Source organism: Pelobium manganitolerans, from assembly GCF_003609575.1.
Classification (GTDB): domain Bacteria; phylum Bacteroidota; class Bacteroidia; order Sphingobacteriales; family Sphingobacteriaceae; genus Pseudopedobacter; species Pseudopedobacter manganitolerans.
Map to the genome: position 1 here is coordinate 38647 of NZ_MBTA01000025.1, position 26925 is coordinate 65571.

The 26925-nt window shown below is 40.8% G+C and carries 23 protein-coding genes; 11 read left to right on the forward strand and 12 right to left on the reverse strand.

From position 1 onward, the window contains the following. The first annotated feature begins 2 nt into the window (after positions 1–2). Both BCY91_RS10460 and BCY91_RS10465 read left to right on the forward strand, forming a co-directional pair. On the forward strand, positions 3–1319 hold the full coding sequence (locus tag BCY91_RS10460) for an ABC transporter permease (RefSeq protein ID WP_120181911.1): 1317 nt from the start codon (positions 3–5) through the stop codon (positions 1317–1319). A gap of 107 nt (positions 1320–1426) precedes the next feature. Next, positions 1427–2353: a Ppx/GppA phosphatase family protein gene (locus tag BCY91_RS10465; RefSeq protein WP_120181912.1), complete on the forward strand. Its 927-nt coding sequence runs from the start codon at positions 1427–1429 to the stop codon at positions 2351–2353. On the opposite strand, the gene BCY91_RS10470 is transcribed toward BCY91_RS10465, so the two are convergent. Continuing rightward, a complete protein-coding gene (locus BCY91_RS10470; RefSeq protein ID WP_120181913.1) occupies positions 2339–2905 on the reverse strand; it encodes a Maf family nucleotide pyrophosphatase in 567 nt (188 codons plus the stop codon). The genes BCY91_RS10465 and BCY91_RS10470 overlap by 15 nt on opposite strands. 167 nt (positions 2906–3072) lie before the next feature. Between BCY91_RS10470 and BCY91_RS10475 the strand changes: the two genes are divergently transcribed. Continuing rightward, positions 3073–3624, forward strand: a complete 552-nt coding sequence (locus BCY91_RS10475; protein WP_120181914.1) for a hypothetical protein — start codon at positions 3073–3075, stop codon at positions 3622–3624. 18 nt (positions 3625–3642) lie between these two features. Then, entirely contained in the window at positions 3643–4098 is a 456-nt protein-coding gene (locus BCY91_RS10480) for a ferritin-like domain-containing protein (protein ID WP_120181915.1), read from the forward strand. A gap of 55 nt (positions 4099–4153) precedes the next feature. Here BCY91_RS10480 and BCY91_RS10485 read toward each other — a convergent pair whose 3' ends face one another. The 10 genes from BCY91_RS10485 to BCY91_RS10530 all read right to left on the reverse strand — a co-directional run bounded on the left by BCY91_RS10485 (position 4154) and on the right by BCY91_RS10530 (position 10798). Then, positions 4154–4681: a KdsC family phosphatase gene (locus BCY91_RS10485; protein WP_120181916.1), complete on the reverse strand. Its 528-nt coding sequence runs from the start codon at positions 4679–4681 to the stop codon at positions 4154–4156. Next, positions 4681–5130: a MarR family winged helix-turn-helix transcriptional regulator gene (locus tag BCY91_RS10490; RefSeq protein WP_120181917.1), complete on the reverse strand. Its 450-nt coding sequence runs from the start codon at positions 5128–5130 to the stop codon at positions 4681–4683. The genes BCY91_RS10485 and BCY91_RS10490 overlap by 1 nt, the downstream gene beginning before the upstream one ends. Then, positions 5120–5299 (reverse strand): DUF5522 domain-containing protein, encoded by a 180-nt coding sequence (locus BCY91_RS10495; RefSeq protein ID WP_120181918.1) that lies wholly within the window; start codon positions 5297–5299, stop codon positions 5120–5122. The genes BCY91_RS10490 and BCY91_RS10495 overlap by 11 nt, the downstream gene beginning before the upstream one ends. A 1-nt stretch (position 5300) precedes the next feature. Further along, a complete protein-coding gene (locus BCY91_RS10500) occupies positions 5301–6239 on the reverse strand; it encodes an MBL fold metallo-hydrolase RNA specificity domain-containing protein (protein ID WP_120181919.1) in 939 nt (312 codons plus the stop codon). Between the two features lie 3 nt (positions 6240–6242). Further along, positions 6243–6848, reverse strand: a complete 606-nt coding sequence (gene coaE / locus BCY91_RS10505) for a dephospho-CoA kinase (protein ID WP_182995359.1) — start codon at positions 6846–6848, stop codon at positions 6243–6245. Next, positions 6848–7795, reverse strand: coding sequence for a CdaR family protein (locus tag BCY91_RS10510; RefSeq protein WP_120181921.1), 948 nt, complete (start codon positions 7793–7795; stop codon positions 6848–6850). Before BCY91_RS10510 ends, coaE begins: the two co-directional genes overlap by 1 nt. Before the next feature lie 93 nt (positions 7796–7888). Then, positions 7889–8191, reverse strand: coding sequence for a preprotein translocase subunit YajC (gene yajC / locus BCY91_RS10515; protein WP_120181922.1), 303 nt, complete (start codon positions 8189–8191; stop codon positions 7889–7891). Between the two features lie 12 nt (positions 8192–8203). Then, complete coding sequence (locus tag BCY91_RS10520) at positions 8204–8629, reverse strand: DUF1573 domain-containing protein (RefSeq protein WP_120181923.1); 426 nt, start codon at positions 8627–8629, stop codon at positions 8204–8206. A 26-nt stretch (positions 8630–8655) separates the two neighbouring features. Continuing rightward, positions 8656–9600, reverse strand: a complete 945-nt coding sequence (gene nusB, locus BCY91_RS10525; RefSeq protein WP_120181924.1) for a transcription antitermination factor NusB — start codon at positions 9598–9600, stop codon at positions 8656–8658. Between the two features lie 109 nt (positions 9601–9709). Next, positions 9710–10798, reverse strand: a complete 1089-nt coding sequence (locus BCY91_RS10530) for a Glu/Leu/Phe/Val family dehydrogenase (protein WP_120181925.1) — start codon at positions 10796–10798, stop codon at positions 9710–9712. Positions 10799–11014: 216 nt separating this feature from the next. Here BCY91_RS10530 and BCY91_RS10535 point away from each other — a divergent pair, with 216 nt between their 5' ends. Both BCY91_RS10535 and BCY91_RS10540 read left to right on the forward strand, forming a co-directional pair. Continuing rightward, positions 11015–12802, forward strand: coding sequence for an ABC transporter ATP-binding protein (locus BCY91_RS10535; protein ID WP_120181926.1), 1788 nt, complete (start codon positions 11015–11017; stop codon positions 12800–12802). 81 nt (positions 12803–12883) lie between these two features. Beyond that, entirely contained in the window at positions 12884–13204 is a 321-nt protein-coding gene (locus BCY91_RS10540) for a DUF3276 family protein (protein WP_120181927.1), read from the forward strand. 50 nt (positions 13205–13254) lie between these two features. Here BCY91_RS10540 and BCY91_RS10545 read toward each other — a convergent pair whose 3' ends face one another. Then, on the reverse strand, positions 13255–17367 hold the full coding sequence (locus BCY91_RS10545; protein WP_120181928.1) for a two-component regulator propeller domain-containing protein: 4113 nt from the start codon (positions 17365–17367) through the stop codon (positions 13255–13257). A 207-nt stretch (positions 17368–17574) separates the two neighbouring features. On the opposite strand from BCY91_RS10545, the gene BCY91_RS10550 reads away from it, so the two are divergent. The 5 genes from BCY91_RS10550 to BCY91_RS10570 all read left to right on the forward strand — a co-directional run bounded on the left by BCY91_RS10550 (position 17575) and on the right by BCY91_RS10570 (position 26917). Next, complete coding sequence (locus BCY91_RS10550) at positions 17575–20547, forward strand: SusC/RagA family TonB-linked outer membrane protein (RefSeq protein WP_120181929.1); 2973 nt, start codon at positions 17575–17577, stop codon at positions 20545–20547. 27 nt (positions 20548–20574) lie between these two features. Beyond that, a complete protein-coding gene (locus BCY91_RS10555) occupies positions 20575–22164 on the forward strand; it encodes a RagB/SusD family nutrient uptake outer membrane protein (protein ID WP_120181930.1) in 1590 nt (529 codons plus the stop codon). Positions 22165–22183: 19 nt separating this feature from the next. Continuing rightward, complete coding sequence (locus tag BCY91_RS10560) at positions 22184–23299, forward strand: SusE domain-containing protein (RefSeq protein WP_120181931.1); 1116 nt, start codon at positions 22184–22186, stop codon at positions 23297–23299. Positions 23300–23387: 88 nt separating this feature from the next. Then, complete coding sequence (locus BCY91_RS10565) at positions 23388–24410, forward strand: glycoside hydrolase family 53 protein (RefSeq protein WP_120181932.1); 1023 nt, start codon at positions 23388–23390, stop codon at positions 24408–24410. Positions 24411–24418: 8 nt separating this feature from the next. Then, the gene (locus BCY91_RS10570; protein WP_120181933.1) at positions 24419–26917 is read left to right on the forward strand and encodes a cellulase family glycosylhydrolase; all 2499 of its coding nucleotides are present in this window, start codon (positions 24419–24421) and stop codon (positions 26915–26917) included. Positions 26918–26925 lie beyond the last annotated feature (8 nt).

Genomic DNA, 26925 nt, shown 5'->3' on the forward strand with positions numbered 1-26925 from the left:
CCATGAACAAAGTATTACTTATTATACAGCGCGAATACCTTAGCCGGGTCAAAAAGAAGTCGTTTTTATTGCTTACGTTTTTGGTGCCTTCCTTATTTATTGGGATGTATGTGGCAATATTTTTCATCTATAAACATAATGATGATAACGCGAAGAGGTTTCATGTGATTGATGAAAGCGGGATTTTCCAAAACCAGTTTAAAGATCAAAAAAACTTAAGTTTTGATTATCCACAGCACAGTTATGGCGAGGCGAAGAAAACCGCCAGAAAGCATAAAGATGTTTTTATTTTACACATTAGTCCGGATTTTGAGAAAACAGGCAACGTTGAAATTATTGGCGAGAAAAAACCGGGTATTGCTTTGTTAAGCGATGTAGAAAACCAGATGGAAGATATTTTGCGCAACAAAAAACTGCTTGCCGCAGGTATTGATACCGCAGTGCTAAACAACACCAAAAGCAAAGTGAACATTAATGCCAAACAATTGACGGATGAGGGCGAGAAAGACGCGAGTGTGGGCGCAACTTATGCGGTCGGATTTTTGGGCGCGTTTTTAATTTATCTGGCCTTGTTTATTTACGGTGCGCAGGTAATGCGCGGTGTTATCGAAGAAAAAACCAGCCGTATTGTAGAGGTCATTGTATCGTCGGTAAAGCCGTTTCAGCTGATGCTGGGCAAAATATTAGGTATAGGTGCAGTAGGTTTAACGCAGTTTTTACTTTGGATTTTGTTAAGCACAGGCCTATCTGCCATTGGCACAAACATGTTAAGCAGTGGCGACAAAGACGCAGTAAAAACTGAGTTGAAAGACACAAAAAATGATTTGAAGGCAGAAACATCTGTACAAAAAGGCGATGCTGCCAAACAGTTTTTTAAAGCTGCAGAAACCATTAATTTCACATTTATCATTAGCACATTTATTTTTTATTTCATTGGCGGATACCTATTGTACAGTGCGCTTTTTGCAGCGGTTGGCTCGGCAGTGGACAGCGAGACGGAAACGCAACAGTTTATGCTGCCCATTACTTTACCTTTAATTTTCACCTTTATTTTGGGGATGAATGTGGTGGTAAATAATCCGGATAGTAGTCTGTCTTTCTGGCTCTCTGTAATTCCTTTCACCTCTCCTATTGCTATGATGATACGCATTCCTTTCGGTGTTCCGGACTGGCAACTGGCTTTGTCGGCAATATTATTGATTGCTGGATTTGTGTTTACTACTTGGGTAGCTTCGCGCATTTATCGTGTGGGTATTTTAATGCACGGCAAAAAAATCACCTATAAAGAGCTGGCAAAGTGGTTTTCTTATAAGGAGTAAGGAGCAAAGAATAAGGAGTAAAGAATAAAGAGTATTGGGAGAAACATGAGATTTGAGATATGTTGGGTTACTCATTCATTCTATCATTCATTCAAAATTGAACACATATGACAACAAAAGCAGTAATAGACATAGGCACTAATACTTTCCACTTGTTAATTGCGGAGGTTGATGCAGAAAAGAATATCGGGGTTGTTTACAAAGATACCATTGCGGTAAAGTTGGGCGAAGGTGGCGTAAACAAAGGTTATATTGCAGAGGAGGCTTATGACCGCGGAATTAATGCTTTATTGCGTTTTAAGGAAGCATTGGACCGGCACCACGTTGAACATGTAAAAACCACGGCTACTGCAGCTGTGCGGGGCGCAACCAATGGTCAGCAATTTATAGCAGAGGTAAAAGCGAAAACCGGGATAGTTATTGAACTGATAGACGGTTTGCAAGAAGCTACTTACATTTACGAAGCCGTAAAAGGCGCAGATTTATTGAGTGATGAAACTGCCTTAATTATGGACATCGGTGGCGGAAGCGTCGAGTTTATTATATGCAATGGCGAAAAAATTTTCTGGAAAAACAGCTATTTGCTGGGCGCAGCACGTTTACTTGCGGATTATTACCGCCAGGAAAGCGCCATCGAAGAAAGCACCATCACGGCAATGGAAAACCATTTTGCAAACACACTGATAGATTTTGATGAAAAAATAAAACTATATCAGCCTAAATGTCTTATCGGCACCGCTGGTTCTTATGATTCTTACGCTTCTATCATTGCTTTGCGAAATTCTACCACCTTCCAGCCAGACACCACAAAAAGCTATCCTTTTGCTTTTGAAGAATTTACCGCTCTTTTGAACGAACTTATTGCCAGCTCGCACCAGGACCGCGTGGACATGGAAGGGCTTATCCCTTTACGTACGGATATGATTTTGATGGCTTCCATTTTAACTGAGTACGTGCTGGAAATTACGGGCATCCAAAAAGTGCTCACCTGCACGTACTCGCTTAAAGAAGGCTTGTTGCTAAGCGCCGAGTAACTGGTTTATTGCTTTAAACAATTTTTCTGTAGGCAAACCCATTACGTTAGTGTAAGATCCTTTAATCCCTTTTACGCCAACCACCCCTATCCAATCCTGTATTCCATAAGCGCCGGCTTTATCAAATGGGCGATGCTTATGGATATAATACCAAAACTGTTCCTCGCTTAAGTAAGCAAATGTGACCTCGGTTTCATCGGCAAAAGTGATAGCTTGTTCCGCAGTTCTCAAAGTTACGCCCGTGATAACCCTATGGCTTCTGCCGTTTAAGCGGCTCAGCATCGCAAAAGCGTCATCGGCATCAGCTGGCTTTCCTAAAACTTCACCATCTAAAATCACTACTGTATCAGAAGTAATCAGCAAGGCATTATCGGGCAGTTCAAAAGCGTCAGCTTTAAGCTTAGAAAGGTAAGTTGCTACCTCTTCTGCCGCTAAACTGGGCGGATAGGTTTCATCTACTTCTTTCAGCAAAAGCTCAAAATCAAAACCCATCAATTTCAAAAGCTCTTGCCTGCGCGGCGATTTGGACGCTAAATATATTTTTTTAGACACTGTTCAATTTTTGTTACAGCACAAAAATGCAATAATTATCCTTTAATGATAAAAGCAAGCAAGCCTTTTGAAAAAATATATAGGGTTAAGAATTAATCTTATTAAAACACCCGATTGGCTTTTTTGGTACTATTAGTGCAATTGTAGCAGTCCAAAGAAAGAAAAACATGTATCCAGCTTTAATTAACCCGCAAAACGCCAGCAATAACCGAGAGCGTTTTACCGAGGTAAAAAGAATTGACGATAAACAAGAGGCGCGCAACTTTTTTAGCGAATGTGCCAAGCGTTTAAGCAATGTTAGTTTATGGAATTACATGAGCATTTTTGGCTTCGCTTATCATGTTAGTTTGCATGATTGCTTTGGGATGCAGGTAAACCGCCCATTAGAGAAAGGCGATTATGTGAAAGTACTGGCTAAAGACGGTCCAAAAGGTATGCTTTGGATGAAAGTTGAAGACGTGGAACATCTTAAAGAACGTGATGCTTCTGAAGAAATAGTATGCCTAACCCTGCGCGAAACCGAAAACCCAAGTTTAATCACAGAACTTTCGGCCGGCGAAGGTTTGGTCAACCGGTGCCAGCTTTATTTACGCCGTTTAATAAACACGGTAACGGTTGATATTAAACTGGCAAACCAGGAACTTGCAGAACGCTCAAACCAGTTTTTGAACCAGCTGCGCTGGGAAAACTTTGCAAAACAAATTCTACTTAAATTATAATTACAAAAACCATTTATCATGAAAAATCAAGAAGAAATCGTATCAGACTTAAAAGGACTAATCAACATCTTAAATGATGGAAAAGTGGGCTACAAAGAAGCCGTAGAAAATGTAGAATCGCCAAATCTAAAATCCATTTTTTTAGAGTTTAGTAACCAGCGCTACGCTTACGCAGAAGAACTAAAACAGCATATTTTACAACACGGCGGAGAATCAGAAAACGATGAAGGTGGTGTTTTAGGTGCTTTGCACCGTGCTTGGTTAGATATTAAAGACGCCTTTACCTCTAAAAACGACAGTGCAATTTTGGAAGCCATTACCACGGGCGAAAAAGCGGCGTTGGATAAGTACGACGAGGTATTAAAAAATTATGAAAACCATGCAGACCATCGTGCGCTTTTAACCAAGCAAAGGGAGGGAATTGCTAACGCCTTGGCTAAAATAGAAAGCTTAAAGGTGCAGTATCAGAGTTAAACTAAACTCTAATTTCCTTGGGAAATTACCCGGATCAGCAAAAGGTTCGGGTTTTTTATTTTGCAGAACCGTCATCTGCACTGGCATGTTGGATGTTCCATTTGCCCTGCACCTTCAGTACTTTTTCTATTACCTCGCGCACTACGCAGGCACCGCCGTTGTTTGGTGATATGTAATGACTTACATCTTTTATTTCTTGCACAGCATCAGCCGGAGCTACCGCAATAGAAACCATTTCCATAATTTCCTGATCGGGCAAATCATCACCAACGTATAAAACTTCACTTGCTTTTAGCTGATGTTTAGCCAAAAACTGCTGAAATAAAGGCATTTTATACGATGCGTTCAGGTAAATATCTTGCACCCCTAAACCTTGTAAACGCATTTTTACGGCTTCGGTTTTTGCACCGGTAATTACGCCAATGCGGTAGCCTTTTTTAATAGCCAACTGCATCGCAAAACCGTCTTTAATATTAAACTGACGCAGTTGCTCGCCCGTTTCTGTCACCAAAATATTGCCGTTAGTTAAAACGCCGTCCACGTCAAAAACAAAAGTGGTAATGTCTTTTAGCCTGTCTAGCATTATCCTCTATATTTATCCAGCAAATCACTTAACTGTTTCGCCTCATCCTCGCTAATGTGTTGCTTAAACTTAGCCAGCATGGTTTCTTCTAGTTTAATTTTTTCCAATACCTTAAGGCCTTTATCGCTTATTAAAATATCAACCGCACGGCGGTCGCTCTCGCAAGTAGTGCGTGTTACCAAGCCTTTGGCCACTAAACGGTCCACAATGCGCGATGCATCAGACATTCTGTCTAACATCCGTTCTTTTATGATATTGATGGTTGCCGGTTTAGGATTTTGGCCACGCAAAATGCGCAGAATATTAAATTGCTGGGGCGTAACTTTGTGTTTAGCCAGCTCGGCTTTAATATAGCCGTTTAACCATGCGTAGGTATAAATAATGTTTACGGCTGCTTTTTGGTAGTTGTCTGTAAATTTAGAATTCTGTATTTCCTTTTCAATTTCCATTTCTGTCTAAATTATCCTGTTCGTTTACGTTTTTGGTTTTCGATTTAGCAAATCGCCAAGGGCAGTGCTTACAACCGTTTTTGCAACAGAAGCCTCTTCTTAGGTGATAAGCCTCGGTAAAAACATAATTACCATCATCGTTAATATAATAATCGATGTTTTTTTGCAAACTAAAGAATTTTAACCCTTAACGAAGTTCTAAAATAAGCTTTTAAATGCTCACCTTCACCATGTGTTGTCCAAATCTCTGATGGATTTACTTCTTTTACAGTATCAAGAATTTCCTGCCAATCGGCATGGTCCGATATAAAAAGTGTTTCATCATTGCCGTGCTGCAGGTTTTGCCAGCCCGAAGCAAAAATCTTAGTCACTCCAAAAGCATTCCGATAGCTCCTAAACGTTAACGGCGGCACCATGTAAACCTGTTGTTGGTTATTATTTTTAAGCCATTTTCTATCATAATGCTGAAAAGACCCCAAGTTTACACCGTGCTTTTGATACAGCTGATGCACCGGAAAAATAGAATAATGCAAATGAATTTTCTTTTGCAGACAGTGCTTGTTAATGAGCTGTGTAATGCGTTGCGCTTTGCCTAAGCCGTAAACCCCGAGCATAATATTGCCACTGATGTTGTTGAGTTTAGCTATTTCCGTTTCCGGATTAGGGTGTTGCGTAGCAGGATGTGCAAAGGTGGTTTCCGTAATTAAAACATCTGCTTTACATAAAACTGCGGCTTCGCAAGTTTCGTCTGGTTGCAATTTAAAGTCGCCTGTGTATAGGTAAATGCAGTTTTGGTAGGTCATTTTTACCATTGCCGAGCCTAAAATATGTCCGGCAGGTAAAAGTTCCAATTGCACCTCTCCTATCTCAAAATTTTGGCGGTAATCTAAGATCTGAAAAATTGCTCCGGCATTTTTTTTAAAACGCAAACGCATTAAATCGGCGGTAAAAGCGCTGCAGTAGATATTTTGGTTACCCGCTTTTGCGTGGTCTCCGTGTGCATGAGATATTACCGCGTTTTTGACCGGCACTTGCGGGTCCAGGTAAAAATCTGCGTATTTGCAATAAAGCCCTTCTTTGCTGTTTACGATAAAGTCGGATAAAATCATTTTTTATTGCTGTGCGCCACCAGAGGCTTTATCTAAAAAAACTTGGTGTAAGTGTAAAACTTGCGGAATTAAGAGTTGTGTGCCGTTGTTATCGATTACAAAATCTGCTTTATTCAAACGTTCTTGCTCACTCAGCTGATTGCGCATTCGGGCTTCAACTTTGTCGTGTGTTACGCCATCGCGCTCCATCACGCGTTTAATACGCAAATCTTCATCCGCACTTACCAAGATATTAAAATCATTTTGCCGGTAAGATCCGCTTTCGAAAAGCAGCGCTGCTTCTTTCAAAACATAGGAACTTTTTTGCTGGCTTGCCCAAACGTCCATCGCTCTAAAAACAGCGGGGTGTACGTACGAATTCAGCTTTTCCAGTTCCTGCTTGTTATTAAAAACGATGTCAGAAACGTGTTTCCGGTTTAGGCTACCGTTATCAAAATAAGCTTTGTTACCAAAGGCTCCCTTCACTTGCGCAATTAGCACAGCATCAGTCACCATTAAATCTTTTGCGACAGTATCTGCATAAAACACCGGAACGCCCAGCAAACTGAAAATTTGGCAAACCGTTGTTTTACCGCTGCCTATACCGCCTGTGATGCCTATTTTCAACATTATTTTTTGATGATAAACCGAACTTGCGACGGCTCTACCGCGCGGATGCGCGCAAAAGATTTACGTTTTACAATTTTTATGGGCAACATATTTGCGCCGTAATTTTTCCAGATGCTTAAATCAACCACGGCTTCAAAATCATCTTCCACGGCATTCTCAAAATCTGATAAAGAAACCATAAAGGTAACTTTCACCCGCTCTGGGATTAATTTCACATTATAATACTGCGTGTTGTTGACAACGCGGATGGGAAGGTAAAGTTGCTTCTCGGTAAACTGCTCTACCGGAATTTTCACCTCTGTTAGAGGCGGAAAAATGGTGATGTTTGGCGCGCTGGCTTTATGCAATGCGATTTTGTCTGTTACGGTATTGCTGATGTTTTCGCGTACGAAACTATCTGTTTCCCAATAACTGATGTTATGCAAGGCTTCCGCTGGCCCGGTAACAGTTACCGAATCGGGTTTTAACTCAATTTTACCCGATTGCCCATACTGTTTCACAAAACTGAGCTTACTAACCAAGCGCACCGGCACTTTTTTTACTTTACGTGTAGAAAAATCAAAATATAAGGTATCTGGGTTTACGCTTACAATTTTTTGTTCGGATGAGTAAGCCGCGTTTATAGCCCGCATCTGATCGGTAAAGGTGACGTAATTGCGCTTGCTTAAACCGGTTAAATCCACCTTCACGTCGCGCGGGTAAAGCCTTAATCGGGTAAACAGCAACTGCCATCCGGTGCCTTGCACGGTTAAGGTAACCGTATCTGATTGCAAGGGGTTAAAAGCTTTGTTAACCGGCAGGTTTTTAAAATTAACAACGGTTTTTACCTCGTACTCGTACTTACCCGATAACGAAAAAAACAGCCACGTGATTACGGCCAAAATCAGACATGTGAAAAATATACTGATTTTGCGCCTTTCTGCCGCTGTTAGTTTAATTAATGCCATGTAGCTTTTAAATCAACGAGTTGCTGTTAGAGGTAAAAATAAAAAAAATGCCGTTTTTGTTCAAAAACGGCATTTTTTACTAATCTACTAGTCTTACTTGTTCAATTCTTTTGACGAGTCTAAAGAAACGGCAGCTTTATCAAATCTGATTTTAGCACCGCTTTCCATCTCCAATAAAAAAGTAGTTTCGTTCATTTCTACAATTTTGCCGTGTATGCCGGCAGTAGTAATTACTTTATCGCCTTTTTTTAGTTCGGCAATAAACTTTTTATGGTCTTTTGCTTTTTTCATCTGTGGCCTAATCATGAAGAAGTAAAACACAACCACAATCAGGATCATCGGCAAGAAATTCATCACCTCGCTCGATACTTGTAACAACACAAAATTTAACAACATATTTATCAATTATTATTTTACTACTTCACCTATTAAATGCACCTGGGTGTTTGCAGGGATGGTATTTGCCACAATGGTGACCACTTTATCTTGCAAACCTTCTTTACCGGCGCTATTAAACACTACTTTTATTACGCTAGAACCGCCCGCCGGAATAGGATCTTTGGAAAACTCCGGAACGGTACATCCGCAGGTGGCGTGTGCGTCTTTGATAATCAAAGGAGATTTCCCTGTGTTTTCAAACTTAAAATTGTACGAAACGCTTTCGCCCTGCTTAATCTTGCCGAATTCATAAACGTCTTTCTCGAATTTTATTACCGGTGCGCTGGCAGGGTCAACCGCGCTGGCAGTGCTATCTGCACCAGCTTGATTTTTCACGTTATTGTTGCAAGCGGCGAAAATTACCGCTAACATTGCTCCAAAAATTAATTTTTTCATCCTTTAAAATTACTTATTGTATAGGTTTAATCTACTAAACCCCGTCCGTATTTTTTTATTTTACCTTGCTCTTTCAGCTCTGCCAATACTTTGTCTAAAATACCGTTGATAAAAACATTGCTTTTTGGTGTGCTAAACTCTTTTGCAATCTCTAAATATTCGTTAATGGTTACCTTTACCGGGATGTTGGTAAAATAGATGAGTTCTGCCAGCGCCATTTTCATCAAAATCACATCTAGCAAGGCAATCCGCTCGGCGTCCCAATTTTTTGTTTTTCCGCTAATCAATTTCTGAAAAGCGTCATCATGTGCAATAGTTTTCTGAAATAAATCTACGATAAACTCCCTGTCTTCTATCCAACTTGCACTAATTTGAGCTAGTTTCTGCTCACCAACTTCTGACGAGAAATTTTTCAGGGTTTTAGCAATCATCGCCTGAAGAACATCTTGGTCCACCTGCCAGTTTAAGTGCGCTTCTTCTAAAGCTTGTTGGGCAAGCGTCGATTTTAGAATTACCTTTTTAAAGATAAACTTAATAATGTCTTTATCGCTAGATAAATCATCATCTGTTTTAAGCAGGTACTGCTTGTATTCTTCGCTGTTTTTTAGCGTGTTAAAAAGCGATTTAGCCAACTCGGGATCAAAGTTCCAGGAAACCTTGTACTTTTTAACCGCATCTACATACTCGGTATTTTTTAGTAGCAACTGGATAAAACGGTTATCTAAAATTTTGAGGTTAGCGTTTAAGTCTTCCTCGCTAGGCAGATGCTTGTTAGCCCTATCGGTTGCGTCAGTTTCTGCATATTGTGCCACATCAACAATCAAGGTTAACAGGCTAATGTACATTTCAAAAACTTTGTCAACACTGGCTAAAAGGTTTTTTTCTTGCTTGCGGATGTCTTTAACGTCCGATTGCTCAAACGCGTACAGCATTTGCATTACCTTAACCCTTAGGTGCCTTCTATTTAACATATTTTAAAGAACGATTTTTTTAATTTTTTAAGTCCACCATGTAATACCCAGGGCAAACTAATCTAATATTTTTGTTTTTATGGCTAAGCCTTTTATGCAGCCGCCAGTTTTAAAAACTTGCTTTTATTTTTTTAATATCCGCAATGCGCTTTTCGGCAATTTTATTTGCGGCGATATTAGTTGGTATTTTTTCTGTTTTTGATTTTTTAAGCACGTTTCGGGTGGCATCGTAAATATTCTCTGCCAGTTGCATGGTCCTTTTTTTATTGTAGCCCGCAAGTTCAGAGTAGCAATTGATTAATCCGCCTGCGTTAATCAAATAATCTGGCGCAAACAATATCCCTTTGTCCAATAACCTTTGGCCGTCTTCTTTCTCATCTGCCAATTGGTTATTGGCAGAACCAGCGATGACACCGCACTTCATTTTAGAGATGGTTTCGGCATTTACGGTAGCACCCAAAGCGCAAGGTGCGTAAACATCAAAATCCAAATCGAACAAGTTGTTGTTATTTACTACCTCGGCACCGTACATTTTGGCAACCCGGCGCAGGCGTTCTTCGTTAATATCGCTTACATAAACTTTGGCGTTTTCTTGCCTAAGTAAGCTCACCAAATGCTCGCCAACATGCCCGGTGCCTTGCACCGCAACGGTACGTCCGGCTAGGCTATCGGTACCAAAAAGCTCTTTTACAGAGGCTTTAATGCCCATAAAAACACCTTTTGCTGTAACGGGCGAAGGGTCTCCGCTACCGCCGATGGATTCTGAAACGCCGGTAACGTATTTGGTTTCCATACGGATGTACTCCATATCTTTTACGCCCGTGCCTACTTCTTCTGCCGTAATGAAAGATCCGTTTAAATTTTCGATAAAGCGGCCAAAACGGCGCATCAAAGCCTCTGTTTTGTCGGTACGGCTATCGCCGATAATCACCGCTTTGCCACCGCCTAAGTTTAAACCGGTGATTGCCGCTTTGTAGGTCATCGCCTGCGACAAACGCAAAACATCATACAAAGCCTCCGCTTCTGTAGCGTAGGACCACATGCGGGTGCCCCCAACAGCTGGCCCTAAAGTGGTATCATGTATGGCTATAATGGCCCGTAAACCGGTATCCGCATCGCTACAAAAAACCACTTTTTGATGACCAAAAGTGCTGAGTTGGTTAAAAATTGAATTCTCTTCGAGCTGGATTGACGACATATTGAAGTGAATGTTTAGCTACAGTTCTGCGCAAAAGTAGCGGTTTTTTTTATTTGTTTTAGCGGTTACCGAAAGAATTGAGCAAAATGACATTGGAATAGAGCGCATATCGCTTTAGGCCGACCGGAGTTTTTTGGTTACAAAGTCAGAAATTGCGCTATTTTATGCAGGGTGTTAAAGCCGCGGTTGCAAAAGCTTATATTTGTGCGTATTTAAATGAAAGAACTCTCGTACCTCAATAAATTTTTTTTGAAATACAAATGGCAGCTTCTGCCGGGCGTATTTTTTGTGGTGATATCTAACCTTTTTGCGGTATTACCGGCGCAAATTATCCGTATCGCGTTTGATTTGGTAAAAGAAAATATTGCCGTTTACCGCTTATTTAACGGCTTTGATAAACAAGGCCTTATTTACGATATTTTTGCCAATAGCCTGCTGTTTTTTGGTGCTTTGGTTATTTTGATGGCGGTTATACGCGGTTTGTTTTTGTTTTTTATGCGGCAAACCATCATCCTCACCTCGCGCCATATCGAATACGACCTAAAAAACGAGATTTACCAGCATTATCAAGAACTGTCTTTAGCTTTTTACCGCCGCAACAATACCGGCGATTTAATGAACCGTGTTACCGAAGATGTAAGCCGCGTGCGGATGTATATTGGTCCCGCAATTATGTACACCATTAACACGTTGGTGCTGTTTATTTTAATCATCGGCGCTATGGTATCGGTTAACTTAAAATTGGCTGTTTACAGTTTGATACCCTTGCCGTTGCTGGCCCTTACCATTTATTTCGTAAACAGCATCATCAACCAAAAAAGTGAGGAAATACAGCGCCGTTTAAGTACGCTTTCGTCTTTTGTGCAAGAAACCTTTTCGGGTATTAGGGTGGTTAAATCATACGTGAAAGAAGATTTTATACGCGCGGGGTTCGAGTCGCAGAGCGAAGCTTACAAACAAGAGTCTTTGTCGCTGGTAAAAATACAGGCTTACTTTTACCCCATAATGCTGTTGATGGTGGGTTTAAGCACCATTATTACCGTTTATATTGGGGGCTTGCAGGTAATGGACGGCCGAATTACTGCCGGAAATATTGCCGAATTTATAGTGTATGTTACGCAACTCACTTTTCCGGTAACTTCCTTGGGCTGGGTAACTTCGCTTATTCAACGCGCGGCCGCATCGCAAAAGCGTATTAATGAGTTTTTGAAAACCGAGCCGGAAATCAGCAATCCAAACCCCAACCCTTTTTACCTCAAGGGCGATGTGGAGTTCAAAAACGTAAGCTTTACCTATCCAGACACAGGGATACAGGCTTTGAAAAATGTATCGTTCCGGATTAATAAAGGTGAATTGCTGGCCATCATCGGCAAAACCGGCTCTGGAAAATCTACCATTGCTAATTTGTTGATGCGGATGTACGATGTGAACCAAGGCGAAATTTTAATTGACGGGCAAAACATTAAGTACATTAATTTGGAGGCCTACCGCAGCAAAACCGGCTTTGTACCGCAAGAGGTTTTTTTATTTTCTGATACTATTGCCCGGAATATTGCTTTTGGCCAAGATGAGCTGGATATGGCTACGGTGGAGCAGGCGGCCAAAGATGCGGCAGTTTATAAAAACATTGAAGCCTTTGATAAAAAGTTTGAAACCTTTATTGGCGAGCGGGGCATTACCCTATCTGGCGGGCAAAAACAGCGTATTTCTATTGCACGTGCCATTATTAAAGAACCCGAGATTTTAATTTTTGATGATTGCTTGTCGGCTGTGGACACCAAAACAGAGGAGGAGATTTTGCGCAGTTTAGGCAAAGTGATGAAAGACAAAACAAGCGTTTTAATTGCCCACCGCGTATCTACTATTAAAAATGCAGATCAGATTTTAGTTTTAGATGAGGGCGAAATAGCCGAGCACGGCACGCACAGCAAATTGATGAAAGAACGGGGACTGTACTTTGAGCTTTACGAAAAGCAGTTGCTAGAAGAGCAAGAATTATCTTAAAAGATTGATGTTAAGAATTTGGAAGTTTAATATTTTCTTTCTTTATTTAGGCCGTCAAATTTAAAAACAAACAACACATCAATGGGAGAGTACGATAACAAAGAGAGAGAGGAAGTTTACTCAAAGAAGGTTAGAGCCGGAAAAAGAACTTACTTTTTCGACGTAAAAGCAACACGTTCCAACGACTATTACGTTACCATTACCGAGAGTAAAAAAAGATTAGAAGACGGTGCGTTTATCAAACACAAAATCTTTTTATACAAAGAAGATTTTGAAAAATTTGCAGAAGGCTTAACCGAAACTGTAGATTACATTAAAGCTCACCAAGAAGTGGTTGAAAAAAGATACGAATACAATCCTGATTTTGTAGCAGAGAAATCGGACGATGATTTTTCTTACTAGGTAAAAAATCAACGTAAAACAGCCGGGCGATTATCGTTCGGCTGTTTTGTTTATGGCGAATGTTTTGCCGTAGCCGATTTCTGTTTCAGCTCTTGTAAAAATTGCCCCGGTGTTTTGTTAAACTCTTTTTTAAACGCTTTAGTAAAGTAAGATTGGGTTTGTATCCCTACCCTAAACATCACTTCATTTAACGCAACATCTTCCTCAATCATAATCTTTAACGCTTTGCGCAAGCGTACAGTTCTCACAAAATCGCCTATGGCCTGCCCTGTAATGTCTTTTACTTTTTGGTAAAGCTTGGTTCGGCTCATTCCTATCTCTGAGCATAAAAACTCTATATCTACGCTGGTGTTGGAAATATTGCTTTCTATTATCTGTAAAAGCTTGTCTAAAAATTCTTTGTCTCTAACATTGGTTACCAACTCTTTAGCCTGTACCTGATAGTTTTTTTGGTAGCGTTCTTTTAATTTATTTTGCTGCTCAAAAATATTATGCAGGGTTAGTTTCAGCAACGCTATGTTTACAGGTTTTGAAAAGTAAAATTCGGCACCCGATGATTTTGCTTCCAATTCCGCTTCCAGGCTTGCTTTTGCGGTTAATATCATAAAAGGGATGTGCGAAATTTCAACATCTTCTTTCAGCTGTTTACAAAAGCGGATGCCGTTTACATTCGGCATCATAACATCGCTAATTACCAAATCCGGATAGTCGGTTTTGCAAAGTTCAAACCCTTGCAAACCGTCTTCGGCCTCTATTATGGTATAGCTATCCTTTAGGCTGCTTTTTATAAAATCGCGAAGTTCTTTATTGTCATCAACCAACAGAATTTTTTTAATATGGTTTGGTTGCGGTTCGTGTTCTTTAAATTCATCATCTGCATGTTCAATAGTGTGCTGCCCAGCAAATTCAGCTTCATTTATTTCCGCATCACTCCTATCAATTATTTCTGTATTGCTAAACTCGTCTTTCGTACATGGTAAGGCCACAATAATTTCTGTACCTTCTTGGCGCTCGCTATTGATAAATATGTTCCCCTTATGGAGGCTTACTAAACTTTTCACAAAGGCAAGGCCGATACCAGAGCCTAAATGTGCGTCGGAAACGCGATAATATCGCTCGAACAGATGTGTAATTGATTGTGCCGAGATACCTATGCCATTATCGGCTATTTTAATGTAAAAGAAGTTTTGGCTGCCACTGTTATTCTGAATACGCAGCTGGTTTACCAGTTTTGGGTTCGCTAATGCTAGCTCGTCGGCCAGCTCTAATTTTACATGACCGCCATTTTGCGTGTACTTTACGGCATTAATCAACAGGTTTAAACAAATTTTTTCCAGTACGTTTTTATCTACCCAGATGGTTCCCCGCTTACTATTGTTAACAAGGGTAAAACTCAAGTTTTTTTCAAAAGCAAGCTCAGAAAATTCATCTTCTATATCGGCAAAAAACGGATTAACGGCCAGTTCTTGCACTTTAAGCTTGATGTTGCCCGATTCGAGCTTTCTAAAGTCCATTAATTCGTTAATGAGGTTTAGCAAACGGTTGGAGTTATTGTATATAGTATGATATAACTGCGCAAACCTGGAGGCCGAATTTTCTTTTAGCAAGCGTTCGGCCGGCCCCATGATTAAGGCTAAAGGTGTCCGTAACTCGTGAGAGATATTTGTGAAAAACTGAAGCTGGATTTGATGTATTTCTTCTTTTTTGCGCTCTTCTATGGCTTTAAGCTCTAAACTTCGCCTAAACCTCAAAATCAAAAAAACCACATAAATTGCTGTAGAAACAACAACTAGCCTAAACCACCACATAGCCCAAAACGGAGGCGAAATATTGATGGGCAGTGCAATTCCATTGTTCCAAACACCATCATTATTTGCCGCGCGTACCTTAAAAGTATAATAGCCCGGTGGCACATTGGTGTAATAAGCGCGACGTGTTTCGCTGGTAGCGGTCCAGTTTTTTTCAAAACCTTCCAGTATATACTCGTAACGGTTGTTTTGCGTAGAGATATAATTCAACGCAGAAAAGCTGAAAGAAAAGGTGGATTGCTTATAATTTAAGTCGATTTTTTTAGTAAAAGATATATCTTGTTTTAAAGGAGATTTTTTAGATGAAGGCAAAATGGTTTCATTAAAAATCTGGAAGTTGGTGAGATATAAAGGTGGAACAAAGCGGTTAAAATGTATGCGCGACGGAAAAAAATGGTTGAAGCCGTTTACGCCGCCGAAAAACATTTCGCCGGCGCGGGTTTTCATATAGGCGTTTGCCTCAAACTCTAAACTTTGCAAGCCATCTGCCATATTATATTTGCGCCAGGTTCGCTTATCCGGATTTAGCTTAACAATGCCGTTGGTGGTGCTTATCCATAAATTGCCTTCATTGTCTTCCAATATACCTTTGATAAAGTCTTGCGCTAAAGGGCAATCCGCACAAAAAGGTGAGAAGTTGTCTTTTGCTTTATCATACAAATAAAGCCCCCTTTGCCCCACCCAAATACGTCCTTTTTGGTCTTCAAAAACCACCCTGATATCTGGGCTTTTTTCTTCACGTGTAAAGTAGTGGCTAAATTGGCGCGTATCTAAATTGTATTTGTTTAAACCGCCGTCGTCTGTGCCTATCCAAAGATTAGCGCTTTTGTCTTCGAAAATAGTAACCACGTTATTGCCGCGCAGCTGACTTCCTTTAGCGCCGTCTTTAAACCTGCTGAAAGTACCGGTAGTTTTATCGAACAAGTTTAAGCCGTTATAATACAAGCAAACCCAAAAATTACCCCGGCTGTCTTCATAAGCTTTCTGCACAAAATTGCCGCTAATACTGTTTGGCAAATTTTTGCTGTTTACGTAACGCACAAAATTGCCTGTACTGCGGTCAAATTTATTTAAGCCACCGCCCCAAGTACTTACATAAATATCGCCTTTGGCATCGGCAGTAATGTCTAATACTTCGTTTGAGCCTAAAGACTTTTGGTTGAAAGGATTGCTTTTGAGATAAGTAAAGCGCGTTTTGTCTGCGGACCACACGTCAATTCCTCCGCCATCAGTGCCAATCCATATCTCGCCGTTTTTATCCTCATAAAATGATTTTATATCGTTATAACTTAAACCTTTGTTAAACGCGGTTTGGCGCTGTAAGGGGAATTTTTGCGATGCAGGCGAATAGATATTAACGCCTCCTCTATGGGTGCCAATCCAGATATTGCCTTGACTGTCCTCAAATAAAGCAGAAATGGTACGTTGAGACAGCCCCGCCGAACTATTGGGATTGCTGGTGTAATTGCGCAAAGCCAAATTTTTGAGGTCAATCTTATCTAAGCCACCGTTTATACTGCCTATCCATAAATTTTGGGCATCGTCCACCATCAAAGTTTTTATTTGATTGCTGCCAATACTCGTCTTAGATGAAAAATCGTGCTTGAAAACCTTAGATTGCCCCTTAGCCCAATTGTAGCAGATAATACCTTCATCCTCTGTACCTAGCCACAACGTGTTTTTGTTTGATGCAATTACATTGATATTATCTTGGCTAAGGACTTTTTTAGCGCCAAATCCGCCAGGTTTGCGCCACATCTTAAACAAACCGCTGGACGTGGTAAGCCAAACCCTACCGGCAGACTGAACATAGATATCCGTAAAATATTTTTGTTGCGCCAGTTTAACTATGGTTTGCTTTTTTAGGTTAGCCTCTTTAAGCGTTAACAAAAACAGCCCTGCACCCTTTGTTGCAACTAATAAATTTCCTTTTTCAAGCTCGGCAAGCTTAGAAATGGGCGCATTAAAAGTTGTACTAAGCTTAATTTTTAAAAATACACCCCTTTTTTGATCAAATAGGTTTAACCCAGATTTTGTACCTACCCAAAAATTTCCTTCGCTATCCTGAAAAATACTGGTGATATAGCTATCGCTTATGCTTTGCGGATTTCGTGGATCGTGTTTGTAACTGGTTATCGAATAACCGTCGTATTTATTTAAGCCGTCGCGCGTGCCAAACCACATAAAACCCCGATTGTCCTGAAAAATACATTCCACCGTACTGTTAGACAAGCCTTCGCCGATATTTAATCTTTTAACAATTAAATCTTGAGCTACCAAAACTTTGGTAAAAACCAAAAAAAGGCATACCCACCATATACGCAGATACTGATATGTGTAGACTGATTTGATCAAAGGACTTTTAAGGCTTTATTTTTTAAAATTAGACATAAAGCCGATATTAAAAAACAGAAAGCAAAAGAAGCTGTAAAGCCTGTTATAAAGCCTATTTATGAATGATAGAACAAAAAAAAGATACGTTAGCACAAGCCTGTTAAACAAATTTAACCCTCTTTTGTGCTAGCCAACTAATAAAAGTTAACCTAAAACTTTTCCAAAATTATGCTAAAAAACTTATCTATTAACTTACGATGCACATTGGGTGCGCTTACATTTTTAATGATAGCGTTAAGCTCTTTTGCACAAGCACAAGTAACCGTTAGCGGACTTGTCAAATCTGCTTCGGACCAAGAAGCTTTACCGGGTGTTTCTGTATCTGTAAAAGGAACGCAAACCGGCACCGTTACAGATGCCCAGGGCAGGTACAGTATTAAAGTACCACAACTAGGGGCAACATTGGTATTTACATTTATCGGTTTTACCACGCAAGAACTTAGCGCCAGCACCCAAATTTTAAATGTTGATTTAAAAGAAGACAACAAAACGCTTGGCGAAGTTGTAGTGGTGGGCTATGGCACCATGCGCAAACAAGATTTAACAGGCGCGGTAACTGTTGTGGGTGCCAAAGATTTTCAAAAAGGCACTATTACTACGCCTGAACAGCTGATCAGCGGAAAGGTGCCGGGAGTTTCTATCGTATCTGGCGGTGGCCAGCCGGGTTCTGGCTCAACCATCAGAATTAGAGGTGGTGCGTCTTTAAGTGCAAGTAACGACCCGTTGTTTGTAATTGATGATGTGCCGCTGGAAAACAGCCAGGTTTCGGGCGCTTCAAATCCCTTAAGCTTCATCAATCCTAACGACATCGAATCGTTTACGGTATTGAAGGATGCATCCGCCACCGCAATTTATGGTGCGCGGGCTTCTAACGGTGTCATCATTATCACTACAAAAAAAGGGACATCAGGAAAGTTGAATGTAAACTTCAGCACGGTAAACGCACTGTCAACCATTGAAAAGTATGCAGATGTTTTATCAACAGAACAATTCAAGAGCGTAGTAAACCAATTTGGCACCGCCGATCAAAAAGCGGCAGTAGGCCAGTTTGATACGGATTGGCAGAAACAGATTTACCAAAATGGGTTTAACACAGACAACAATATCTCTTTTGACGGCGGTATCAAAAAGCTTCCTTATCGTTTATCGCTGGGGTTTCAAGATCAATCGGGCATATTAAAAACAGATAAATACCAAAAAACCTCGGCAGCCCTTGCCCTTAACCCCAGCTTTTTAGACGAGCATTTGAAGGTGAACTTAAACATTAAAGGCTCTATGCAAAAAACAAGATTTGCAAACCAAGCCGCAATCGGCGGAGCCGTAAGTTTTGACCCCTCGCAAGCAGTTTACACCAACCAAGCTAAGTATGGCGGTTATTGGGAATATCTGAATGCCACCAACCCCTCTGGCTTAGAAAATTTAGTGGGCAGAAACCCGCTGGGCTTGCTAAACCAGCGCGAAGATCGAGCAACGCCTTACAGAAGCATCGGTAACCTTAGCTTAAGCTACAAATTTCATTTTTTACCAGATTTAAAAGCGGTTTTAAACTTAGGATATGATGCCTCTACCGGTAAAGGAACAGTTTACGTGCCCGCTACCGCTGCCGAGTTAATTGACCAGGGCGGAACAGATAGCAAATACAAGCAAAACAAATTAAACACGGTTGCCGATTTTTATTTGAACTACGTAAAAGACATCAAATCAATAAAAAGCCGGGTAGAAGCAACCGCAGGCTATTCATATAATGATTACCTCACAAAAGTTTTTAACTATACAAGTTATAACGCAACGGGCGCAATCATCTCTGAACCGGCTTTCCCTTATGATAAACCGCGCGCCCGCACAAGGTCCTATTTTGCTAGGTTCAATTATAATTATGACGAGAGGTATTTTATTACCGGAACAGTACGTACGGACGGGTCATCGCGCTTTGCGGAAGAAAACAGGTACGGGACTTTCCCATCTGTGGCCTTGTCTTGGGCCATCAATAACGAATCGTTCTTAAAAAACAACAACACCATTAACTTGCTAAAACTGCGCGCCAGCTATGGCTTAACCGGTCAACAGGATATTAATTCATTGTTTGGATACATGTCTTACTATAACCTAAGCGCAAATACCGCTACTTACCAGTTTGGCGACACTTACTATCAAATGTACCGCCCTAGCGGATATATTTCTGATTTAAAATGGGAACAAACGGCTACCAGCAACATCGCACTTGATTTTGGTTTATACAACAACCGCATTTCTGGTAGCATAGATTTTTATAAGAGAAAAACTTCGGACTTGCTTAACAAAATTCCGCAGCCGGCAGGCACAAACTTCTCTGCAACCGCGTTTGTTAACGTGGGCGATATGGAAAACAAAGGTGTAGAGCTAAGTTTGAATGTGGTGCCGGTACAAAACAGCAATTTCAGATGGGATGCAGGCTTTAACCTTACCCATAATAAAAACATAATCACCAATCTTACCGTAGTACCTCAAGACCCTAATTATTTGGGGTTCCCTAGCGGTACAATTGCCGGCGGTGTAAGCGGGCAATATGCTTTTATTAATGCGGTAGGATATCCAAAAAACACCTTCTTTTTATATAAACAGGTGTATGATGCTTCTGGAAAACCTTTGGAGGGCATTTATTTAGATTATGATAAAGACGGCGCTATCTCTACCAGTGATTTTGTAAAAGGCAAAACCGCTGATCCAAACGTTTTCTTGGGTTTTACCAATAACCTAAGCTATAAAAAATGGAGCTCGAGCTTTGTGTTGCGCGCAAGTTTAGGCAACTATGTTTACAACAACGCCTTTAGCCAAAGAGGCAACTTAGCACAATTTGTTGGCAACCAGGTTTTGCTTAACGGGTCGACAAATTTCTTTGACACCGGTTTCAAAAATCAGCAGCTATTAAGTGATTATTATGTAGAAAATGGCTCTTTTTTAAAAATGGACAACTTTTCTGTAGGTTACAATTTTGGCAAGATTGCTAAAAACGGCGCAAGTTTAAGGGCCAGCGCTTTTGTACAAAACGTATTTACCATTACAAAATACAAAGGCATGGACCCAGAAGTAGCTTCTGGCGTTGACAACAACATCTATCCGCGGCCAAGAATCTTTTCATTAGGTTTAAACTTATCGCTTTAGCATCATTTTATTAAAACAAGAAACAGCATGAAAGCTTTAAAAATATTTTCAGTAGCCATTTTACTGTCCGCCGCTTTTGGGTGTGGCAAGCTAGATTTAAAACCCACTAATGACTTAACGGCAGATGACGTTTTTAACTCGCCTTTGGGTTATAAACAGGCATTGGCTAAAGTTTACGGCGCATTTGCCTTAACCGGAAACGCCACCACCGGGCAACAAGACATACCGGCAGAAATTGTCAAAGACGAAGGCAACTCGGATTTTTTACGCCTATACTGGAACCTGCAAGAGCTAACTACAGATGAAGCAGCGTGGAGCTGGTCCAGCGATGCGGGAATTTTAGGTTTGCACGAGTTGAGCTGGTCATCAACCAACGCCATTACAGCTGGCTTATATTACCGTTGTTTTTTCCAGATTACGCTTTGTAACGATTTTATCCGCCAATCTTCGGACGAGCGGATTAGCGGAAAAGGTTTTTCTGAAACGGACCTGCAAGAAATTAAAAGATACCGTGCAGAAGCCCGCTTTTTACGCGCGTACCAGTACTGGGTTTTAATGGACCTATTTGCTAGTCCGCCTTTTGTAACAGAAGACTTTAAGTTAGGCACAAAAGAACTTCCGCAACAAATTAGCAGAACAGATTTGTTTAACTACATCGAATCTGAACTAACAGCAATAGATAGCGATCTTTTTCCGGCCAAAACAGGCGAGTATGGGCGTGCAAACCAAGCGGCGGCCTGGGCTTTGTTATCGCGTATGTACCTAAATGCGGAAGTATATACAAAAACACCAAAATATACCGAAGCCATTACTTACGCTAAAAAAATCATTGAAGCTGGCTACACCTTGCACGGCAACTACCGCGAGTTAACCATTGCGGATAACCACTTAAACACAGATGAAAACATTTTCACTATTAATTACGATGGTACGCATACCCAAAACTACGGAGGCACTACGTATTTAATGCACGGCCCAGCTAATGTGCCGGCAGATATTTCTGGCTCAAACGGCGATTGGGGCGGTTTACGTACAACACAAAATTTTGTGTCGCTCTTCCCAGATTATTCTGGAAACACTGACCAACGCGCTATGTTTTATACAACGGGCCAAACTTTAGAGATGGATGAACTTTACTTATCTAAATCTGGCTTTTCGCCGATAAAATTCAGAAACAAGACCAAAAGCGGTGGCGATGCACCACATCTGGATCCTGCCAAAGACTTCTCGGACATCGACTTTCCATTATTCCGTTTTGGCGAAGTTTACTTAAACTATGCGGAAGCAGTGTTAAGAGGCGGAACAGGCGGCGACCAAACCACCGCTTTGGATTATCTTAATAAACTAAGGACCAGGGCTTATGGCAACACATCAGGCAATATCAGCGCCAACCAACTCACACTTGATTTTATTTTAGACGAAAGAGGACGAGAGCTTTATTTTGAAGCCCACCGCCGCACAGATTTGGTGCGCTTTAACAAGTTTACCACAGCAGATTATCTGTGGGCTTGGAAAGGCGGCGTAAAAGCGGGCACCGCAGTAAGTGCAAGCCGGAACATTTTCCCTATTCCAAGCTCGGACCTGGCATCAAACCCTAATCTTAAACAAAATCAATAAGTGTTAAACACATTATAAGATGAAAAAGATATTAAAAACCATTTTATTCGGATGTATTGCTGTTTTAGCATCATGCGAAAGCGACATTGAAAAACCGATGTTGCAAATGCCTTCTGCATCTACGCTTGATTTTAAGGCATCGCAACAAAACGTTGTTTTATCCGCAGCTAATAAAACAGAAAATGTGGTAAGCTTTTCTTTCAATAAACCCAGCTATGGCTTGGCATTGGTGCCCAGCTACACCTTGCAGTTTGCTACACCGGCAGATACAACAGGTGCAAATGCTTGGGAAAAAGCCATTAACGTGCCTCTCACAACAGAAGAAGCTACGTCTAAATCTTTTTTGGGTGCAGATTTAAATGCCATTTTAGCCACACAAATGAAACTGGAAACGGGTATCGCGCACAAAATTGTGGTACGGCTAAAATCGGATATTAAACAAAATTCCGGTGCTACATCTGCCATACCTCCGCTTTTTGCAAAAGTTGAAATTAACATTACACCGTTTGAAGATGTTGTTGTGTACCCGGCACTTTTAGTTAAAGGTGGTAACTCGTGGCAAACACCAGCCACGCGAAGCAATGGTTTCCTGCTTGCATCGGCTAATTTTAACTCCAAATATGAAGGTTACTTAAACCTTCCAAACGCCGACGGCTGGGGCGGAGATGCTTTCACGCTCATCAGCAGTACCAACGGCACGTCTTACGGTTGGGGAACATCTGCCACTACCATTGCCGAAGGAACCGGAAATTTATGGTTAACACCATCGCCTGCTTACATGAAAGTAAATGTGGATTTAGACGCAAAAACCATAGCATACGAACCGGTTACTTTCTCTCTTTCTGGCGATCATAACGCTTGGAGCACCACCGATAGTAAATTAACGCTGAACCCTGCAACCAACCAACTTGAGCTGGACAATGTAACTTTTGCTGCCGGAAACAGCTTCGCCTTTATTGGGAATGGCGGTTGGGACATCAGCTATAAAGTAAATGAAAAAGGCAAATTAATGTTTGCTGGCCCACCTGCGTGGGCAGGCAATAACATAAAAGTAGAAACTGCCGGCACTTATAAAGTTATTTTAGATTTGAGCGGTGGCGATGGCAACTACAGTTTTGAACTGATAAAAAAATAATAATTGGGTGAGATAGATTTCATGGTTCTTTGCGCACAGCAAAGGCCATGATTTTTAAACAACTTTGCCTAAACACAAGAAACAAATCATGAAGAACAAACTATTTGCTGGCTTGGTAGCATTGGCATTAACGGCCTGCGGGAAAAGTCCGAAAGGCGATATGCAAATTTATCCTACAGATGATGAGGTGGCAAAAGGTGCAGATATAAGCTGGGTTACCGAGCAAGAAAAAGCCGGTATTAAATTTTACGATGCCAGCGGAACATCACAAGATTTGTACAAAATACTTAAATCTAAAGGGATGAACGCCATACGGCTACGGGTGTGGGTTAACCCCGCAGACGGTTATTGCAATGCACAAGATGTGCTGTTAAAAGCGCAAAGGGCAAAAGACAACGGGATGGATTTGATGATTGATTTCCATTACAGCGATACCTGGGCCGATCCCGGAAAGCAAACCAAACCTGCCGCGTGGAAAAACTACAACTTTACAGATTTAAAAGCGGCTGTTTATGACCATACTTTCTCTGTTTTAACCCAGCTTAAAAACAAAGGAATTAAAGCCAAATGGGTACAAATTGGCAATGAAACCAACAACGGAATGCTATGGGAAGATGGCAAAGCTTCTGTAAACATGAAAAACTTTGCCGAGCTTATAAATGAGGGCTACAAAGCGGTTAAAGCGGTCGACACGGATAGCAAAGTAATTGTTCATCTATCAAACGGATATGATAATAGCTTATTTAGGTGGATGTTTGACGGCTTAAAAGCCAACAGTGCAAAATGGGATGTAATTGGCATGTCTTTATATCCAAGCGCTACAGACTGGGAGCAAAAAAACACCGCTTGCCTAACTAATATGCAAGATATGGTATCTCGTTACGGGTCCGAAATTATGATTTGCGAAGTTGGAATGCCCGCGTCCGAAGCTCAAGCCTGCCAATCGTTCATCAAAGATTTGCTGAGCAAAGTAAAATCTTTACCGCAAAACAAAGGTCTGGGCGTGTTTTATTGGGAACCGCAAAGCTACAACAGCTGGAAAAGCTACAAATTGGGCGCTTTTGACGATACCGGAAAACCATCGGTAGCCTTAAATGCATTTATGAACTAAGTATAGTGATGTTGAACAAAATTTCAGGATTTTTTATAGCGATATTCTTATTTCTTACGGCGTGTGCAAATGCTCAAGAGAAAGTTTTTGTAAACGAGCAAGGAAAAATAAAATGGACAAACTCTAAAAAAGACGCTTATTTTTTTGGCGTAAATTATAGTGCGCCTTTTGTATTTGGGTACCGGCACATTAAAGCAAGCGGTATAAGTGTTGAAGAAGCTATAAAACAAGATGTTTACCATTTGGCGCGCTTGGGCATCAACGCTTATCGCATCCACGTTTTCGATACAGAAATAACAGATTCTGTGGGCAATATTTTAGACAACGAACATCTACGGCTTTTTGATTTTTTGATAAATGAATTAGAGAAACGGGACATCAAAATCTTGCTTACGCCTATTGCTTATTGGGGCAATGGCTATCCCGAAAAAGATGTTCCCACGGGAAGTTTCTCTTTTAAATATGGAAAAAAAGATGCATTAGTTAACCCGGAGGCCTGGAAAGCGCAACAAAATTATCTGCAACAGTTTTTTCAACGCAAAAACAGATACACCGGAAAAACCTACCAAGATGACGACGCAATTATCGCCACAGAAATAAATAACGAACCGCACCATTCGGGTCCAAAAGCGCTAACCACAGAATACATCAATACTATGGTAAAAACCATCCGCAACACTGGGTGGACGAAGCCCATTTTCTACAACATCAGCGAATCGCCCAAATATGCCGATGCCGTGGTAAAAGCGGATGTGCAAGGGCATAGCTTTCAGTGGTATCCATCTGGCTTGGTGGCAAACAGAACGCAACAAGGTAATTTTTTGCCCCATGTATCTACATACAATATTCCGTTTGATACCATTCCCGGGTTCAATAAACGGGCAAAAATAGTTTACGAATTTGATGGTGCAGATATTCCGGCAAGCTATCATTATCCTGCAATGGCAAAAAGCTTCCGCAATGCAGGTTTTCAGTGGGCCACCATGTTTGCTTATGAGCCTTTGACAATTGCTGGCGTTAACACCGAATATCAAACACACTACCTTAATTTGGCTTACACTCCATCAAAAGCAATCAGCTTTATGATTGCCAATCAAGTTTTTCAGCATAATTTGCCGGCAAACGTAAGCTATGCCCAAAACAATAGCGAGCTTGTTAAAGATACTTTATTTTATTACGCCAATAGCTCGCAAAGTATCGTAAAAACACAAAAACTTAAACATATTGCTGGCACAGGCAGCTCAAAAATTATCGAATACAGTGGCAATGGCGCTTATTTTTTAGATAAAATTACCGATGGTGTGTGGCGCTTAGAAGTATTACCCGATGTAATTTCATTGGCCGATCCATTTGCTAAAACATCGCCAAACAGAAAAGTTAGGGCCATTAGCTGGAACAATAACACTTTTAAAATAAAATTGCCCGATTTGGGCGAAACATTTACCATAAAGGGGGCAAACCAAAATAATTCTTTTGTAGGCAAAGCCACCAAGCAAGCATTTGCTGCTGTACCAGGGACTTATATCCTCAGTAAAAAACCTGCCTCTGCGTTTAAGCCCAAGCAAAAGGTTGCTAACCTATTTTTATCCGAGTTTGTTGCGCCGGCAGACAATAATAATGAGCTTAGGGTTTACCATAACCCACCCCGCAACCTTTCAGAAACTTCAGACATCCTACTCCAAGCAAGTATCGGCGGAGCAGACTCTACCGCAAAAGTATCTGTTGTTTTTAATATGGGCCAAAGGCGCGGGCAACAAATTGAAATGCAAAAAAAAGGAAGTGTTTACGAAGCCAAAATTCCACAAAGTTCTATTTCGGCAGGTTTGCTTCAATATTTCATCACAGTTGCTACACCAGAAAGTACTACCGCTTTTCCAGAGAATATAAAAGGTAGCCCCTATGATTGGGATTTTAACGCGCAACCTTATGAAGTGTTTGTTAACCGCGCCAATAGCTCCTTAACGCTGTTTAATGCCTTACGGGATAAAAATCAGCTTAATTACTACAATCCAGATTGGGAGAATTATGGCTTAGCATACACCGCAACAACAAATGCCAATGAACTTGCGGTTACATCCATCATGAAAAAAACGGACCGCACTAATTTTATGGGCTGGCAAACTTATATTGGAGATTTGGTCCAAAACAGAAAAGCCGATTTGCAAAATTTCGTCCAACTAAACATTAAAGCAAGCAGCAGTTTTAAAAACGCGACAGCCAAAGTTGCTTTAATTACCAAAGACGGCAATGCTTACGCAGGCAATTTTACGGTGACAGATTCCGTAACAACCGCACAAATCCCGCTTTCTAATTTAAAACCCGAAGCCATGTTGCTATTGCCAAGGCCTTATCCCGGATTTCAACCGCTGTTTTACCAAACAAACATGCCAAAAACATTTTCTTTGGCAGATGTAGAACGCTTAGAAATTACCTATGGCTATCAAATGCCAGAAACTGTAATCGGAAAAGAAACATCTCTGTCTGTAATTAACATCGATCTAAAATAATATACTTC